Origin of the sequence: Thalassobacillus devorans (assembly GCF_011761345.1) — a bacterium.
GTDB classification, from domain to species: Bacteria; Bacillota; Bacilli; order Bacillales; family Halobacillaceae; genus Thalassobacillus; species Thalassobacillus devorans.
In genome coordinates this window covers 1,342,997-1,358,177 of record NZ_JAASRY010000001.1, presented here as the reverse complement: position 1 = coordinate 1,358,177, position 15,181 = coordinate 1,342,997, and the positions used below count along the sequence as shown (strand labels likewise).

Sequence of the window (15,181 nt, the reverse complement as noted above, 5' to 3'; positions counted from 1 at the left end):
TACCACATTTTATTGCTAATGTAACTTTTTAGAAATGATTTATTTAAAGCACGATAATTGTAAACGCTTTACAATCATATTCATATATTTTATAATTATCTTCCCATTATAAGGGGAGGGATAAAAAGATGATGAACCAACAACTACTTGAAAAAGCAAAAGAAATTCGTGAGCGTGCTTACACCCCATATTCGAAGTTCAAGGTTGGAGCAGCGCTAGTAACTAAGTCAGGGAAAACATACGAAGGATGTAACATAGAAAATGCAGCTTATCCTGTAACCTGCTGTGCAGAAAGAGTTGCAATCTTCAAGGCGATCGCTGACGGGGAAACAGAATTTCAGGAAATGGCTGTAGTCGCTGATACTGCCCGCCCGGTCCCGCCATGCGGTTCGTGTCGTCAGGTAATGAGTGAATTCTTTCCGAGCGATATGAAAATCCATACCAGCAATCTTTCGGGGAATGTGAAAACCATGACGATGGAAGAATTGCTGCCGTTTTCCTTTGCGCAAAGTGATTTAGCTGCAGAATAATAATCGATACATAAAAGCACCCAGTCCAGCTGGGTGTTTTTTATTGCCTAAAATGGTCGTTTGCCTCAGTACATGTTATTGGCCTGGCACATAACCTAATAATGAAAGATGAATCTTACAGAAAGGGGAATAAAAGATGCATCACAGAAAATGCATGGGCCCTGGCCAAACAAGACCGAGGCAGCAAGTTGTCTGTCCTACCAGACATTGTGTACAGAACAACCACTTCCTGAATGAAGTCGACGTTATCCATCCGACTCACACCACAGTCATGAATCATCATTTAACAAAAAACTACCACCACTTCCCGCATACACAATCGGTAAGGGATACGTTCGATTCGGAAGATATATTCATGCCTCAGCAGGGTCCGGAGATGACAGGACCGATGGGAATGGGGCCACAGGTGATGGGAGCACAAACAGGACCAATGTCGCCGATGGGCATGCCCCCGCAGGGGATGGGACCTCAGGTGGCGGGAGTCGAAGACAACGGAATGATGCCGCAGGGAATGCCATACGGACCAATGGGACCTGGACCTGGCGGTTATCATATGGGCAAAGGATGCCATCATCCTTGGTGGCGTGATTAATAGTTAAAACGAGTATCTTCCTACGGATACTCGTTTTTTTTATGGTTTCCAAACTTTCACCATTTTTTTAAAGGAATAATGGATAAATCTAGTAGTTTTATTTATAGGAACATGGGGAAGCGTCATGTGGAAGAGGAGCCAGGTTTGAGATATACTGAGTGAAGAAAGAAATCGCTCAAGGAGCCGTATGTGATGAAAACAATAGTTGTTACAGGATACAAGCCGATGGAATTGGGAATATATAAAAATGACGATCAAAGGATTTTCTATATTAAACAAACCCTGAAAAATAAGCTGGCAGGACTCGTTGAAGAAGGACTCGAATGGGTATTGATTTCAGGCCAGATGGGAGTAGAGTTATGGGCCGGGGAAGTAGTGATGGATTTAAAAGAAGCCTATGACATCCAGCTTGGCTTACTTCCCCCATTTATCAATCAAGAATCACGATGGCCGGACGATATGAAGCACCAATATGAAGAACTAACGATGGTTGCTGATTTTTATCAGCCTATCTACGAAAAAGAATACCAGGGACCATATCAATTTAAAGCGAAGGACCAGTTTCTGATAGATCATTCGGAGGGTGTCCTGATGCTTTACGACGAGGATACACCAGGTAGTCCTGACTTTTTACGAAAAAAGGCTATAGCTGCAGAGGAAAAGGGGTATAAAATATTATATATCACTCCTTTTGATCTCCAGGAAACGGTCGAGCAAATACAAATGGCAGACCCTGATTACTGGAACCAATGAGTCATAATAAAAATTGACATTCCTTCGAAGTTTTGGAAAAATAAGAGTAAGGTGCGTAAACAGAGGTGATACTGATGTTCAATGACAAATTGAATTTAGATGGTAAACAGATTTTAGAAAAAGACTTTAAGACATCCATGAGGGGTTATAATCAGGAAGAAGTAGACGAGTTTTTAGATCTGATCATTCAGGATTATGATGTGCTTAATCAAGAGATAGAACGGCTAAGGCAGGAAAATGAACGTCTGAAACGGACACCTTCCAGAGAGACTACCAGAAGTCGCCCAGTCCAAAGTGAAAATCAGACGCCCAATCATCAAGTGAATTATGACGTACTGAAGCGTCTCTCTAATTTAGAGAAAGCTGTTTTTGGGAAGAAATACGCCGACTCATAATTGCCAAAAATTGGAGTGTGCAGTCTGTTTTCTTGTATGCTATAATAGTTATTCCATTGACAGTAATCAGTCAACTAGTTACAATTATAAAGCAGTTTTGAATACTTGGGTGATCGCTGCATACTTAACATGCAGAGGAAAGTCCATGCTCGCACAGGCTGAGATGCCTGTAGTGTTCATGCCTGACGAAACCATAAGTCAGGGTAGCCTTTTTGGCTAACGGCAGGGAAAATGCCTAAGTCCTTAGGGATATGGCATTCCAACCTTGAAAGTGCCACAGTGACGTAGTCAAAGCAGAAATGCTTTGAGTGGAACGCGGTAAACCCCATGAGCGAGCAACCCAAATGAAGGTAGGGGCACTCTTGGAAGGGAAATGAACCTGATAAGAGGCAAGCATTCATGCTTGCAGATAGATGATTACCACCGGAGTACGAGGTTGACCACCGCTGGCAGTACGATGGTACAGAACATGGCTTACAAAGTATTCAAAGGTCTGATTATGAAATGATCCCTTTCTAAATGCAATTATTGCGTTAGAAAGGGTTTTTTATACTTGCAGAAAATGGTATGTCATTAGAAGGAAATCTTGTCCTGCTATCATTATTTGAAAAGGAATGAATATTTTATGCCGCAAAAAGTAACCTTGATCGCTACCGCAGCAATGGGATTGGAATCCATCGTTGCGCAGGAAGTAAAAAATCTCGGATATGAAGATGTAGAAGTGGAAAATGGCAGAGTAACCTTTGAAGCGGATATATCAGCAATCCCTAGGGCAAACCTTTGGCTTAGGACAGCTGACCGCGTTAAGCTTCAGGTTGGAAAGTTCAAAGCTTTCACCTTTGATGAATTGTTTGAAAAGACCAAAGCCCTTCCTTGGGAATCATACATACCAGAAGATGGAGAGTTCCCCGTTATTGGTAAGTCAGTGAAATCAAAATTATATAGCGTTCCTGATTGTCAGTCGATTGTAAAGAAGGCGATCGTTGAACGGCTGAAGCAACGTCATGGGGTCGCTTCATGGCTGAAAGAAGACGGGGCATTCTACCGTGTGGAAATTGCCTTGCATAAAGATACCGCATTATTGACAATTGATACCTCTGGTTCCGGATTGCATAAAAGAGGTTATCGAACCGGACAGGGAGAAGCTCCGTTAAAAGAAACTTTGGCTGCCGCACTCGTGCAATTAACCAACTGGACGCCCGATAAGCCATTCGTCGATCCTTTCTGTGGTTCAGGTACCATTGCCATTGAAGCTGCGTTGATCGGTCAAAATATTGCTCCTGGCTTTAATAGAGAATTTGCCTCAGAAGAGTGGGGGTGGATCCCTCAGAAAGTATGGGATGATGCTTTTCAGGAAGCAGAAGATCATGCAAACTACGACCAGCCTTTGGAAATAACCGGTTACGATATTGACCATCGCATGATTGAAATCTCAAAATCAAACGCCATGGAAGCCGGGCTGGGTGATCTGATTCAGTGGAAACAGATGCAGGTAAAAGATTTGCGCCCCAAGCAGGAAAATGGGTACTTGGTGTCTAATCCTCCTTATGGAGAGCGAATCGGGGAGCGGGAAGAAGTGGAGACACTGTACAGAGATCTTGGCTCGATAATGAGAGACCATCCGAGCTGGAGTGTCTATATCCTAACTTCCCATTCAGGATTTGAAAAAATTTATGGGCGGCAGGCTTCTAAAAAACGGAAATTATTCAATGGATACATCAAAACCGATTATTATCAGTTTTTTGGAACGCGGCCGAAATAGGGGGAGACATTTGTGAGTAAAGAGTTGGAACAGGACTTTTTGAACTTATTGAAAGAAAAAGCTTCCTATGAAGAAGCACTTGGGTTGATGTTTTGGGATTTAAGAACAAATGCTCCAAAAAAAGCAGTCGGTAATCGATCAGAAGTAATTGGAATGGTGTCCCAGAAGGTTCATCAGATCACTACCTCCGATCAAATGAAAGGATACATTGATGAGTTAAAGAACAACACCCAGAACGAGATTATCAAAAAGGCAGTGGAAAAATCAGAAGATAGTTACAATCGGAGTGCAAAAATTCCGGCAGAGGAATATAAAGAGTATGTGATGTTGCAATCCAAGGCAGAGTCCGTTTGGGAGGAAGCGAAAGACAAGGATGATTTCGAAAGTTTCGAGCCTTATCTCGAAAAACTTGTTGCTTACAATCAGAAGTTTGCTGGTTATTGGGGTTATGACAATCATATTTATGATGCTCTGTTAGATAACTATGAACCTGGTGTAACGGTAGCTGTTTTAGATGATGTATTTCCTAAGGTAAGGAATTCATTGTCAGGTCTACTGGACAAAATACAGCAGTCTCCAATCCAACCGGACCCTTCTGTGCTTCATGGTCATTTTCCAAAAGCTGATCAAGAGAAATTCAGTCTCGAAATACTTTCGCGCATGGGGTATGATTTTGAAGCGGGCAGGCTTGACGAAACAGTCCATCCATTTGCCATCGGATTGAACGTCAATGATGTCCGTGTCACTACTAAATATGATGTAAAAGATTTTCGTACCGCCGTATTTGGAACCATTCACGAAGGCGGTCATGCGCTATATGAACAGAATATCAACCCTGAACTGGCATTTACCCCGCTAGCTGATGGGACCTCCATGGGAATCCATGAGTCCCAATCGCTTTTCTGGGAAAATTTCATTGCCAGAAGTGAAGCGTTCTGGGAAAATCATTATAAGTTATTCAAAACTTATGCACCGGACAGTTTCAGTGACCTTCCGCTGGATCCTTTTTATAAAGCTATCAATGAAGTCAAACCTTCATATATACGAATTGAAGCAGATGAACTTACGTATCCTTTACACATTATGGTCCGTTATGAACTGGAAAAAGCATTGATTGCCGGGGACATAAAGGTGAAGGAACTTCCAGAACTGTGGAATGATAAAATGGAGGAATACGTAGGAATAAGACCACGCAATAATGCGGAGGGAGTACTGCAGGACGTACATTGGGCAGGTGGAAGTTTCGGCTACTTTCCTTCTTATGCATTAGGGTATATGTATGCCGCCCAATTCCACAATCGTATGGAAAAGGATATTGATTTTGATAAGGTCATTCGAGCAGGAGACTTCACTGGGATTAAAGAATGGCTTACGGAAAATATACATCAATATGGGAGTATGAAAAAGCCCCTGGAAATTTTGAATGACGTTACAGGGGAGAAGCTTAATCCTGATTATTTAGTACAATACCTGAGTAAGAAATACAGTAAGATATATCAGTTTTAATATTTCTGCTAATATTGGAAAGTTGGAAAGAAGAATATTAAAAGAGCATGGAATCCTCAATTCCATGCTCTTTTTTCTTCGAACATCACCCGTTTCCAATCGGCCATTCAAAAGGTGGCGATCCAGGAGGTGAATTCTGGATAATATCCACGAAAGGAATAGTGTAGGCAAATGCAATCAATACGACAGTTATGCCTATCCATAACTTCCAATTCTCCAATACCAAAGGGGTCGGCTCTGAACCATCAGGTGCTTCAGCAATTGGGAATTCTTCGACGCCTTTTGGTGCCTTGAATGTCATGTAAAAGAAGTTATAAAGCATGATCAGGATGCCAATGAAAAGGATAGAACCGCCAATCGCCTGACCGTATTGATATCCGATCCATTCTGCCGCCTGTGCGCTGCCCTGGTAGTCGGAGAATGCAGAACGTCTCGGAGCTCCGAGCAGACCTGCCAAATGCATAGAGCCTGACATGAAGAACATGCCGACAAGCCAAACGATTGTTTGTGTCATACCAAGGGTGTTAATTTTTTTATCAATTTTCCTGCCCGTAAGTACCGGTACAAGCCAGTACGTAATCCCGAAGAAAGTAAGAATGACGGTGGTCGCAAGCGTGAGGTGGAAATGTCCCGTCACCCAGATGGTATTGTGAACAACCTGGTTCATCTGGTTGGAAGCGTTGATAATGCCCCCGGCACCTGCTGGAATAAATGCAACCATTCCCATAAATGGTGCGAAGAATCGGACATCTTTCCAAGGAAGATGACGGAACCAGCCGAATAATCCTGTATACCCTTTTTGTCTTCCCGTGATTTCGAATGTTGCGAACATAGAAAAGGCAGTCAACAAGGAAGGTATGATAACAGCGAATGTAAGTACAACTTGAATGTATTTCCACATAGGATCAATTCCCGGTTCCAAAAGCTGATGGTGAAAACCAACTGGAATCGAGAAAATCAAAAACAGAATAAACGCAAGACGCGCTAATGAATCGCTGAATATTTTGCCGCCGATAATTTTTGGCAGGATGGCATACCATGCCATATAGGCAGGAAGCAGCCAGAAATAAACTAGTGGATGACCGAAATACCAGAATAAGGTTCGGCTAACAAGGATATTTATTTCCCCAACTAACCCTAAGGACCAAGGAATAAATTGGATTAATACAGTAGCTGCCACACCGAGCGTACATATAAACCACATCAGCATATTGATGACAACCATGAATGCTAACAACGGGGAATGTTCACCCTGATGTTTCTTTTTCCATTGGTACAATTGGTGGAAATTGACAAAACAGGCAATCCACGATCCTACCACGACAAAAGTAAGTCCGAAATAAAAAATCGGGTGGGCTTTCAAAGGAGCGTAGAATGTGTAAAGTACACTTGCTTTACCTAAAAGAATCATTATAGCACTTGCAATAGTGCCCGTGAGCATAACCCAAAAGGACACCCATGCCCATTGTCGTTGTTTATGGGTCATCCCAACAGTCTTAGCCATTAACGAGAACTGAAAGCCAATGATGAAAAATGTGGTAAGTACCAAACCTAATATGACACCGTGAACAGTTAAAATTTGGTAATATCCGATACCGAAAGGGAGTGTGTAGTTACCTGTTCTTACCAATGTTTGCAATAGCCCCATCAGACCGCCTATTAACAATGAAATGAAGGTAACCCACATGAACGACATGACCAATTTAGAATCAGCTTTGCCCAGCCCTGTTTTTTCTGCAATCATTCTTCATACACCTCCACGGTAGCAGTCATAAGATGGTGTCCGGTACCACAATATTCATTACAAATGAGAGTATAAGTTCCCGGGTTATCTAATGTAGTTTCCAGAGTAGAAATATATCCTGGCTCGAGCATCATATTGACATTGGTGCCGGCAAGCTGAAAACCGTGAATGACATCTTCGGTGGTAGCCTGGAACATTACTTTAGATCCTGCAGGTATTCTAATGGTCTTAACGTTGTTTCCGTCTTCATCTTTTCCAAAGTCATAATTAAAAGCAGTAGCAAGCACATTCAATGTGTATTCTTTTTCTCCCAGTTGTTGTAATCCTAGATTTTCTTCTTTGAAAGCCTCATGCGCCTGGACATTTTGCGGATCTAATGTAACCATACAGCTTGGCGGCTGTGTGCCTTGATAGAAAGCACCGATACCCAGGACAATTAAAAAAACAAGTAATGTCCCCACTCCGGATGCCATCCATATTTTTTCGTATTTATGCATATGCATCGTAATCCCCTCTTCCTAAGTAAAAGTGCTATCGTGCTAAAAATAGACCAAAAACGGCAAGCCAGGATAAAACTAAAAATCCTCCAACTACTGAAACAGAAATCAGTGTTCCTTTTAAATTAGGTTCGCTGGAGCTGTGTTCTTGCTCGACTTGATGTTTCAGGTTTGTGCTAGGCATTTATGCCCACCCCTTTCAAAAATATTTGCTTTTGTTATTAACTATCTTACAGCAAATTAATGTAAATTCGACTTGGATTTCACATGTTTCACAAATTGTTCAATAACAACTGAAAACACCGTAGTAAAAGGGTTTACCTGTGATATTCTTCATTGATTTGAAGGTAAATGTGTATAGTTTGTGAAATCTGATAATTGGTCTATCACAAAACAAAATTGCAAGCAATCACATAATGGGGCTTTATTGTGAAAAAAATAGAACTTTTTACTTATGAGCAAATTAGAGATAGAGTAGAGGATATAATTTATTCATGTTCTCCGTTTCGATTTAGATAGTCTTTGAAATGTAATGATATAATGATGAAAACGATTCAACAGGGGGAAATGGAATGTTTTTACCAAGTTTTGAACTAACAAATAAGTTAGCAGTTATAACCGGGGCCACGAAAGGAATTGGTAAAGCAATCGCTGTATCTTTTGCAGAGGCAGGTGCAGATGTTGTGTTAATTGCCCGTTCAAACGAACAGTTAGAAGAAGTGAAGGCAATGATCGAAGAGCTTGGCAGGAAGGCTGTTACTATACAAGCTGATGTAAATGAATATAAATTAATCAAAGAACAGATAGATAATATAATTGGTGAACGGCCATTGGACATTTGGGTAAATAACGCAGGCATGAATATACGACGCGAGGCTATGGATGTTACAGAGGCAGAGTGGGATCAGATTGTATCCACAAACATGAAGAGTGCATTTTTCTTGTCTCAGTATGCTGCTGAAAAAATGAAAGATAATCAGCAAGGGAAAATCATCAATATATCTTCCGTCGGAGGTCATACCGCATTAAGAACGGGGGTTGTCTATGCGATGACCAAGAGCGCGCTGATTCAAATGACTAAGAACCTGGCGATGGAATGGGGAAAATATAATATCAATGTTAATGCGATTGGTCCCTGGTATTTCCCTACTGCGTTGACTGAAAAGCTATTACAGGATGAAAACTATGTCCAGGATATATTGTCCCGAACCCCGCTTAAGCGAATAGGTAAATTGTCCGAACTGGCAGGAACGGCAGTATTTCTGGCTGCTGAAGCCAGCGACTACATGACAGGCCAAACTTTGTTCGTAGATGGCGGCATGACGATCTATGGTTTTTAATAGCTGAAAAATTCGCTGTATCAATAAAGAAGACTGCCAAAAATTTTCGGCAGTCTTCTTTATTTTTCTTATAAACTCTGAAAGCTTTGCCCCTTATACATAGAACAAGCAGAATGGTACAACATAAGCCTAAAAAGGAGAACTTATGGCATACATTCTCTCTGTTGGAAAAAGTGAACCACAATATGAGATGGAACAAGAGAAAGTCAAAGACTTGGTTGAAAATCTGTTTCCGTTGTCTGACCGTGAAAAGCAACGGCTGCTACCTGTATTCGACCACTCTTTGATAGAGAAAAGACAATTTGTGGTAGAAGAAGAATGGTTTAAGCAAACACATGGATTACGGGCAAGAAATGAAATCTATGTCAATGAGGCTTATCGCCATGCACTCTCGGCAATTGATGAATGTCTATTCAATCCTTTGTTTCTTACTGAAAAGGTCGGTGTCGATTTAATTGATATGATTATATTTGTCTCTACTACAGGGCTGGCAACCCCTTCAATCGAAGCAAGATTGATGAATGCCAGGAATTTTCGGGAAGATGTTAAGCGCGTGCCCTTATTCGGTCTGGGGTGTGCTGGTGGAGTAAGTGGTCTTGCAAGGGCATATGAGTTTCTGAAAGCGTATCCCGCTAAGAATGTCCTGGTTATTAACGTGGAATTTTGCAGTTTGACTTTTCAAAAGACCGACTCCAGGAAAAGTAATTTTGTGGGAACAGCACTGTTTGGTGATGGCGTTAGTGCCACGTTGGTGACTGGTTCTGATTCTGTTCTTAGGGAAAAACAGAAGGGTACTGTTCCGGTAATCAAGGGTACAAGCTCTAGAACAAAAAAAGATTCCATTGATGTAATGGGGTGGGACATCACTGACACAGGATTTGAAGTGATTTTTAATAAGAGTATTCCTCATCTAATAAAAGCCTTCTGGAAAAACCATCTTGATCATTTCATGCAGTCATACAACCTGGAGGCCGATGACCTTCCCTTCATAGTTGCCCACCCTGGAGGAAAAAAAGTGTTGGAATCCTATCAAGAAGTCTTGCAGAAGAATACAGAGGCTTTTCAAGCATCTTATCAAGTGTTGAGAGACCATGGGAATATGTCCTCGGTTACTGTCTGTTATGTGTTGTATGAATACATGAAAGATTTTCCTTCCACAGGAACGAAGTCAGTGATGGCAGCACTTGGGCCGGGGTTCAGTTCCGAGTTGATGAGTTTGGAGTGGGTATGATGCCAGTTGTTTTTATGTTCTTGTTAGGAGCGATAATTTTACAACGGTTGGTAGAATTGATAGTTGCGAATGCGAATCGAAAATGGGCGTACGAACGGGGTGGGAGAGAATACGGCGAATCTCACTATAAGTGGTTTATTATCGTCCATACACTTTTTTTCATAAGCTTGGCTATAGAATCTTCCATTTATTTTAATGAGTGGAAACCAAGTCATTTCCTCTTATTATTTTCTATCTTTACTGCTTTGCAATTATTTCGGGTATGGTGCATTTTATCCTTAGGGAAATATTGGAACACAAGGGTAATTGTCATCCCAGGCCATGAAATTGTAGCAAAAGGTCCTTACAGATTTTTCAAGCATCCGAATTACTGGGTGGTCTTTATGGAATTCATCATTATCTCTCTTCTATTCCAGGCTTATGCGACAGCGATCATTTTTCCTGTTCTGCATTTACTGCTGTTAAGAGTCAGAATCCCAATAGAAGAAAAAGCCCTGAATCAATTTAGTGCCGCTGATCAATTTTGACAATAATTCATACAATTCTGATTCTCGATTGCCAATGGGTAGGTCATTTGCTATAATTCTAATTAGAAATGAAAATCATTATCAATTGTAGAAAGAAGGTTCTGCATATGATGGTTATGATCGTTTTGACTATTTCTGTTTATTGTGGAATAGCTGTATATATTCTTAGAAAGATTGACTCATCTCCTGACCATAAGATAAAAGGGAGAAACAAGGTAACGTCAAGCATGAAACAGAGAAAAAAACAATATGAACACTTTCTTTCAGCCAGGTGACCGACACCTGGTTTAATTTTTGTTATAATGGAAAAAAGTCGAAAGGTGTGGACTTATGTCGAATATCATTGCTGTGGAAAAAGCAAAGGAATGGTCAGAGACGAATAAAGTAGTGTTTGCGGATTGCCGGTTTGATTTAAACAATCCGGAGCAGGGGTGGCATAAATATAAGCAGGAACACATTCCTGAAGCTGTTTATTTTGATTTAGAAAAAGATTTGAGTGGAGAAACTAAAACACACGGTGGCAGACATCCACTTCCCGACATAAATTCACTCCAAAAGAAACTTGCGGAAAGAGGAATTGATAAAGATACAATCGTTATAGCTTATGACCAAAATAGAAGTGTCATGGCTGCCAGGATGTTATGGTTAATGAAATTTTGTGGATATGAACGGGTATATATATTGAACGGTGGGCTGGATGCATGGAAAATAGCAGGTTATCCAGTTGATGCTAATTCAGCCACGGCTGAGCCGGTTATTGAGGGTACAATCCACCCGCGACATGATATGGCTTGCGGAGAGTCGTATGTCCGAACGAAAACCGATGAGGGGGACACAATCGTTATCGATTCCCGCAGTTATGCACGCTATGCAGGCTGGGAAGAACCTATCGACAAAAAGAAAGGCCACATCCCTGGGGCTTTGCAGTACGATTGGAGCGGCGTTTATAAAGAAGATGGGTTATGGAAAACAAAGGAAGAATTGAAAGAGCATTTCAGGAATCTGGAAAATAAAAAGGAAATTATCGTTTATTGTGGTTCAGGTGTCACCGCTGCTTCCAATGTAATAGGGTTATGGGAAGCAGGGTTTGTAAATGTGAAATTGTATGTTGGTAGTTTTAGTGATTGGATCTCTTATCAAGGAAATGAAGTGGCAACCATCAGTAAGTAAGTTGGGAACGGAATAAATTCAGACCAGAGGGTGGCGGTGCATGAAACAGCAATATACTTTAGCTTATTTTCTAGAGGATTTATGGGCAAAAGGATTTAAATTATCCGATGAAGACGTTCGATTCATTTATTTTGGAATGAATTCAACCAATGCCGCTGTATGGAAAGTGATTATTGCCCTCAAAGCTACGTTACAATTCCAGCAAACATTTGACGGAAGTTTTTATATGGGAGTACTGGAACACATTTCCGGGGAGGGCATTAACTCTAAAAGAAAAGCATGGGAAGTTTTAGAAGCAAAAGGTTTATCCAAACGGAAAGCAATCAGCAATAATAAACCCGCAGACCTATCGTCGTAAGTCTGCGGGTCATTTTTTTAAGGCTGTCCGGGCAAGTGCATCAGCTTTCCCATTTTGTTTTTCAGGAATCCATTTGAAAAAGACATAGGGGAATCCTGATTGCAGTTGATTAATTTTTTCTAGTAAAGAAATGAAGTTAGAGTTTTTTGTATAATTTTTTTCGATGGTTTCTACCACAATTTTGGAGTCGCTGCGAAACGATAAAATTTCATCAGGAAAATACTTCTGGCAGACTTCCAAAGCTCTGATCACTGCCCAGAATTCTGCTTCGTGATTAGACATTTCCCCTAAAGTAAAGGAAAATTCCCGGTGGTCTTTGCCATTTTTAATAAAAACCCCGGCTGCACTTGGGCCAGGATCTCCTGCTGCTGCTCCATCTGTATAAACTTCAATCATAAATCTCATCCTTTTATTTAAGTTCTCTCCAATTAATTTCTGCTCATAAGTGCGTTATGATGTCTCTGTGAAAGGCTCGTGCAATGCATTCCCACTTGTATAAAGGGTATGGGTGGGGGAAGATGTTTTAATTATACGGCTGGGCATATCATTACACAAATGAAAAAGCGGCAATCCTAAGGATTGCCGCTTGGTATATTGGTTTAAATTAGTTTTTTTCTACGTTGGCAGCTTGAGGGCCACGGTCGCCTTCGACGATTTCGAAAGTAACAGATTGACCTTCTTCTAGTGATTTAAAGCCTTCTTCGTTGATTGCAGAGAAGTGTACGAATACATCGTCGCCACCTTCTACAGAGATAAAGCCGTAACCTTTTTCTGCGTTAAACCATTTTACTGTACCGTTTTGCATGATAAAAATCCTCCTAAAATCTTGCACGTAACACGTGTTAATTACAAAACAAATAAACCTGATATTAAATTTAATACCTATTCATCGTTTTGCTTGTTTCTAATATAGCTTATGAGTGTCTTTATTGTCAAGGGAGAATAGAAATCGATTGATAAATATTCATACCAGCGGGTTGATTGCTCTTATCAGAAAATTTAATCTTCTCACTGGAGTATCAACAGAACCTCATGTCTGGGGTAAAATAGATTCTGTACATAATAAAAGGGGGTCATTAAATGAAGACGGATATAGAGATTGCGCAACAAGCCGAGATGAAACCGATTGAAGAAATAACAAAAATGTTAGCGCTTACGAAAGATGATTGGGAGCCATATGGACACTATAAGGCCAAGCTTTCAGACAAACTCCTTGATAAGCTCGCCGATCGGCCTGATGGAAAAGTCATTCTGACCACTTCCATTAATCCTACACCGGCGGGAGAAGGGAAGTCGACTATAACTGTAGGACTGGGCCAGGCACTGAATAAAATCAATAAAAAGGCTATCATTGCCCTAAGGGAGCCTTCTTTAGGTCCGACAATGGGATTGAAAGGTGGAGCTGCGGGTGGAGGGTATTCTCAGGTAGTACCCATGCAGGACATCAACCTTCATTTCACTGGGGATATTCATGCGATAACAACTGCCAATAATGCTCTTTCTGCATTTATCGATAATCACATTCATCGCGGAAATGAGCTTAATATTGACCCGAGAAGAATTGAATGGAAACGTGTTATGGATTTGAATGACAGGGCGTTAAGAAATGTGGTCGTCGGTCTTGGTGGTCCTGCCCAGGGGATGCCGCGTGAAGATGGTTTTAATATTACCGTCGCCTCTGAAATCATGGCCGTTCTGTGCCTGGCCAAAAATATGGCTGACCTGAAGCAGCGCCTTGCAAAAATACTGATCGGCTATACGTATGATAAAGAACCTGTAACGGTAGGACAATTAGGGTATGAAGGTGCTTTGGCATTACTTTTAAAAAATGCTATTAAACCTAACCTGGTGCAAACACTGGAAAATACACCTGCGATTATCCACGGAGGTCCTTTTGCTAATATAGCTCATGGCTGCAATAGTGTTGTAGCGACGAAAATCGCTGCCAAGCTTGGTGATTATGTGGTGACGGAAGCTGGTTTCGGAGCTGATTTAGGAGCGGAGAAATTCATTGATATCAAAACACGCGCAGGCGAATTCGAACCGGATGCAGTTGTCATTGTAGCTACAATCAGAGCGCTGAAAATGCATGGAGGCAAAGGTAAAAATGATTTGGCGGAAGAAGATTTGAATGCTTTGAAAAAAGGAATGGAAAATCTGAAAAAACATATGGAAACGGTCGAAGGCTTCGGACTTCCATATGTCATCGCCATCAATAAGTTCCCGACAGATACAGAGGAAGAAGTGAATTTTGTCCATCATTGGTGTGAGTCCAGGAACGCGCTTGTCTCCATTGCTGATGTGTTTGCTCAAGGGGGGGAAGGCGGTCTGGATCTGGCTGATAAAGTCGTCCACATATGTGAAACAGAACAAACGAACCTCCAGTATGCTTATGAACTTGACGACAACTTAGAGCTTAAAATTCGCAAGATCGCTCAAAAGGTATATGGAGCAGCAGATATAGAATTATCTCCAAAGGCCAAAAAACAGCTAATTCAATACGAAAAGCTTGGATTCGGTAACTTGCCTGTTTGTATGGCGAAAACTCAATACTCGTTATCCGATGACCCAAGTCTGCTTGGCAGGCCAAAAGATTTTACAGTCAACATCAGAGAGTTGCGTGCCTCAGCAGGTGCTGGCTTTATCGTTGTTCTTACCGGCGATATTATGACAATGCCAGGACTTCCAAAGAAGCCGGCTGCTCTTCATATGGACGTTAAAGAAGACGGGACCATTACAGGTTTGTTCTAAAAATGTAATATTTCCTGTAAAGCTC

General features: G+C 41.2%; 17 protein-coding genes and 1 other RNA gene. 13 read left to right on the top strand and 5 right to left on the bottom strand.

Going from position 1 to position 15,181, the window contains the following annotated elements; translation table 11 throughout:
* The first annotated feature begins 128 nt into the window (after window positions 1-128).
* The 7 genes from cdd (at window position 129) to FHS45_RS06685 (ending at window position 5,538) form a co-directional block, all read left to right on the top strand.
* Complete coding sequence (gene cdd, locus FHS45_RS06715; RefSeq protein WP_062446302.1) at window positions 129-530, top strand: cytidine deaminase; 402 nt, start codon at window positions 129-131, stop codon at window positions 528-530.
* Window positions 531-666: 136 nt separating this feature from the next.
* Window positions 667-1,122 (top strand): CotD family spore coat protein, encoded by a 456-nt coding sequence (locus tag FHS45_RS06710; RefSeq protein WP_062446301.1) that lies wholly within the window; start codon window positions 667-669, stop codon window positions 1,120-1,122.
* A gap of 192 nt (window positions 1,123-1,314) precedes the next feature.
* Window positions 1,315-1,875, top strand: a complete 561-nt coding sequence (locus tag FHS45_RS06705; RefSeq protein ID WP_062446299.1) for an SLOG family protein — start codon at window positions 1,315-1,317, stop codon at window positions 1,873-1,875.
* Window positions 1,876-1,949: 74 nt separating this feature from the next.
* Window positions 1,950-2,270 (top strand): cell division regulator GpsB, encoded by a 321-nt coding sequence (gene gpsB, locus FHS45_RS06700; RefSeq protein WP_062446297.1) that lies wholly within the window; start codon window positions 1,950-1,952, stop codon window positions 2,268-2,270.
* A 101-nt stretch (window positions 2,271-2,371) separates the two neighbouring features.
* An RNA gene (rnpB, locus tag FHS45_RS06695) (RNase P RNA component class B) lies at window positions 2,372-2,752 on the top strand.
* Between the two features lie 143 nt (window positions 2,753-2,895).
* Entirely contained in the window at window positions 2,896-4,032 is a 1,137-nt protein-coding gene (locus FHS45_RS06690) for a THUMP domain-containing class I SAM-dependent RNA methyltransferase (RefSeq protein ID WP_062446295.1), read from the top strand.
* Window positions 4,033-4,044: 12 nt separating this feature from the next.
* Complete coding sequence (locus tag FHS45_RS06685; protein ID WP_062446293.1) at window positions 4,045-5,538, top strand: carboxypeptidase M32; 1,494 nt, start codon at window positions 4,045-4,047, stop codon at window positions 5,536-5,538.
* Window positions 5,539-5,623: 85 nt separating this feature from the next.
* On the opposite strand, the gene FHS45_RS06680 is transcribed toward FHS45_RS06685, so the two are convergent.
* Genes FHS45_RS06680 through FHS45_RS06670 form a run of 3 tightly spaced genes read right to left on the bottom strand, consistent with a single transcriptional unit; the run spans window position 5,624 to window position 7,963 of the window.
* Entirely contained in the window at window positions 5,624-7,282 is a 1,659-nt protein-coding gene (locus tag FHS45_RS06680; protein ID WP_062446290.1) for a b(o/a)3-type cytochrome-c oxidase subunit 1, read from the bottom strand.
* Window positions 7,279-7,785: a cytochrome c oxidase subunit II gene (locus FHS45_RS06675; RefSeq protein WP_062446288.1), complete on the bottom strand. Its 507-nt coding sequence runs from the start codon at window positions 7,783-7,785 to the stop codon at window positions 7,279-7,281. Before FHS45_RS06675 ends, FHS45_RS06680 begins: the two co-directional genes overlap by 4 nt.
* Window positions 7,786-7,813: 28 nt before the next feature.
* Window positions 7,814-7,963 carry a cytochrome c oxidase subunit 2A gene (locus FHS45_RS06670; RefSeq protein ID WP_139823837.1) on the bottom strand — a complete coding sequence of 50 codons (150 nt, stop codon included), beginning with the start codon at window positions 7,961-7,963 and terminating at the stop codon, window positions 7,814-7,816.
* A 388-nt stretch (window positions 7,964-8,351) separates the two neighbouring features.
* Here FHS45_RS06670 and FHS45_RS06665 point away from each other — a divergent pair, with 388 nt between their 5' ends.
* The 5 genes from FHS45_RS06665 (at window position 8,352) to FHS45_RS06645 (ending at window position 12,405) form a co-directional block, all read left to right on the top strand.
* Entirely contained in the window at window positions 8,352-9,119 is a 768-nt protein-coding gene (locus tag FHS45_RS06665; protein ID WP_062446287.1) for an SDR family NAD(P)-dependent oxidoreductase, read from the top strand.
* A gap of 145 nt (window positions 9,120-9,264) precedes the next feature.
* On the top strand, window positions 9,265-10,350 hold the full coding sequence (locus FHS45_RS06660; RefSeq protein WP_062446284.1) for a type III polyketide synthase: 1,086 nt from the start codon (window positions 9,265-9,267) through the stop codon (window positions 10,348-10,350).
* Window positions 10,350-10,877 (top strand): isoprenylcysteine carboxyl methyltransferase family protein, encoded by a 528-nt coding sequence (locus tag FHS45_RS06655; RefSeq protein WP_062446283.1) that lies wholly within the window; start codon window positions 10,350-10,352, stop codon window positions 10,875-10,877. Before FHS45_RS06660 ends, FHS45_RS06655 begins: the two co-directional genes overlap by 1 nt.
* Before the next feature lie 330 nt (window positions 10,878-11,207).
* Window positions 11,208-12,047, top strand: coding sequence for a sulfurtransferase (locus FHS45_RS06650; protein ID WP_062446281.1), 840 nt, complete (start codon window positions 11,208-11,210; stop codon window positions 12,045-12,047).
* 40 nt (window positions 12,048-12,087) lie between these two features.
* Window positions 12,088-12,405 (top strand): DUF6123 family protein, encoded by a 318-nt coding sequence (locus FHS45_RS06645; protein WP_062446279.1) that lies wholly within the window; start codon window positions 12,088-12,090, stop codon window positions 12,403-12,405.
* 9 nt (window positions 12,406-12,414) lie between these two features.
* On the opposite strand, the gene FHS45_RS06640 is transcribed toward FHS45_RS06645, so the two are convergent.
* Window positions 12,415-12,801 carry a ribonuclease HI family protein gene (locus FHS45_RS06640; protein ID WP_062446277.1) on the bottom strand — a complete coding sequence of 129 codons (387 nt, stop codon included), beginning with the start codon at window positions 12,799-12,801 and terminating at the stop codon, window positions 12,415-12,417.
* Window positions 12,802-13,009: 208 nt separating this feature from the next.
* Window positions 13,010-13,210 (bottom strand): cold-shock protein, encoded by a 201-nt coding sequence (locus FHS45_RS06635; RefSeq protein WP_062446268.1) that lies wholly within the window; start codon window positions 13,208-13,210, stop codon window positions 13,010-13,012.
* Between the two features lie 275 nt (window positions 13,211-13,485).
* Here FHS45_RS06635 and FHS45_RS06630 point away from each other — a divergent pair, with 275 nt between their 5' ends.
* Window positions 13,486-15,156, top strand: coding sequence for a formate--tetrahydrofolate ligase (locus tag FHS45_RS06630; RefSeq protein ID WP_062446267.1), 1,671 nt, complete (start codon window positions 13,486-13,488; stop codon window positions 15,154-15,156).
* The last annotated feature ends 25 nt before the right edge of the window (window positions 15,157-15,181 follow it).

Excerpts from the sequence above, each read along its gene's own strand:
- cdd (WP_062446302.1), top strand. The coding sequence starts at position 129 with ATGATGAACCAACAACTACTTGAAAAAGCAAAAGAAATTCGTGAGCGT.
- FHS45_RS06710 (WP_062446301.1), top strand. The coding sequence starts at position 667 with ATGCATCACAGAAAATGCATGGGCCCTGGCCAAACAAGACCGAGGCAG.
- FHS45_RS06705 (WP_062446299.1), top strand. The coding sequence starts at position 1,315 with ATGAAAACAATAGTTGTTACAGGATACAAGCCGATGGAATTGGGAATA.
- gpsB (WP_062446297.1), top strand. The coding sequence starts at position 1,950 with ATGTTCAATGACAAATTGAATTTAGATGGTAAACAGATTTTAGAAAAA.
- FHS45_RS06690 (WP_062446295.1), top strand. The coding sequence starts at position 2,896 with ATGCCGCAAAAAGTAACCTTGATCGCTACCGCAGCAATGGGATTGGAA.
- FHS45_RS06680 (WP_062446290.1), bottom strand. The coding sequence starts at position 7,282 with ATGATTGCAGAAAAAACAGGGCTGGGCAAAGCTGATTCTAAATTGGTC.
- FHS45_RS06675 (WP_062446288.1), bottom strand. The coding sequence starts at position 7,785 with ATGCATATGCATAAATACGAAAAAATATGGATGGCATCCGGAGTGGGG.
- FHS45_RS06670 (WP_139823837.1), bottom strand. The coding sequence starts at position 7,963 with ATGCCTAGCACAAACCTGAAACATCAAGTCGAGCAAGAACACAGCTCC.
- FHS45_RS06665 (WP_062446287.1), top strand. The coding sequence starts at position 8,352 with ATGTTTTTACCAAGTTTTGAACTAACAAATAAGTTAGCAGTTATAACC.
- FHS45_RS06660 (WP_062446284.1), top strand. The coding sequence starts at position 9,265 with ATGGCATACATTCTCTCTGTTGGAAAAAGTGAACCACAATATGAGATG.
- FHS45_RS06655 (WP_062446283.1), top strand. The coding sequence starts at position 10,350 with ATGCCAGTTGTTTTTATGTTCTTGTTAGGAGCGATAATTTTACAACGG.
- FHS45_RS06650 (WP_062446281.1), top strand. The coding sequence starts at position 11,208 with ATGTCGAATATCATTGCTGTGGAAAAAGCAAAGGAATGGTCAGAGACG.
- FHS45_RS06645 (WP_062446279.1), top strand. The coding sequence starts at position 12,088 with ATGAAACAGCAATATACTTTAGCTTATTTTCTAGAGGATTTATGGGCA.
- FHS45_RS06640 (WP_062446277.1), bottom strand. The coding sequence starts at position 12,801 with ATGATTGAAGTTTATACAGATGGAGCAGCAGCAGGAGATCCTGGCCCA.
- FHS45_RS06635 (WP_062446268.1), bottom strand. The coding sequence starts at position 13,210 with ATGCAAAACGGTACAGTAAAATGGTTTAACGCAGAAAAAGGTTACGGC.
- FHS45_RS06630 (WP_062446267.1), top strand. The coding sequence starts at position 13,486 with ATGAAGACGGATATAGAGATTGCGCAACAAGCCGAGATGAAACCGATT.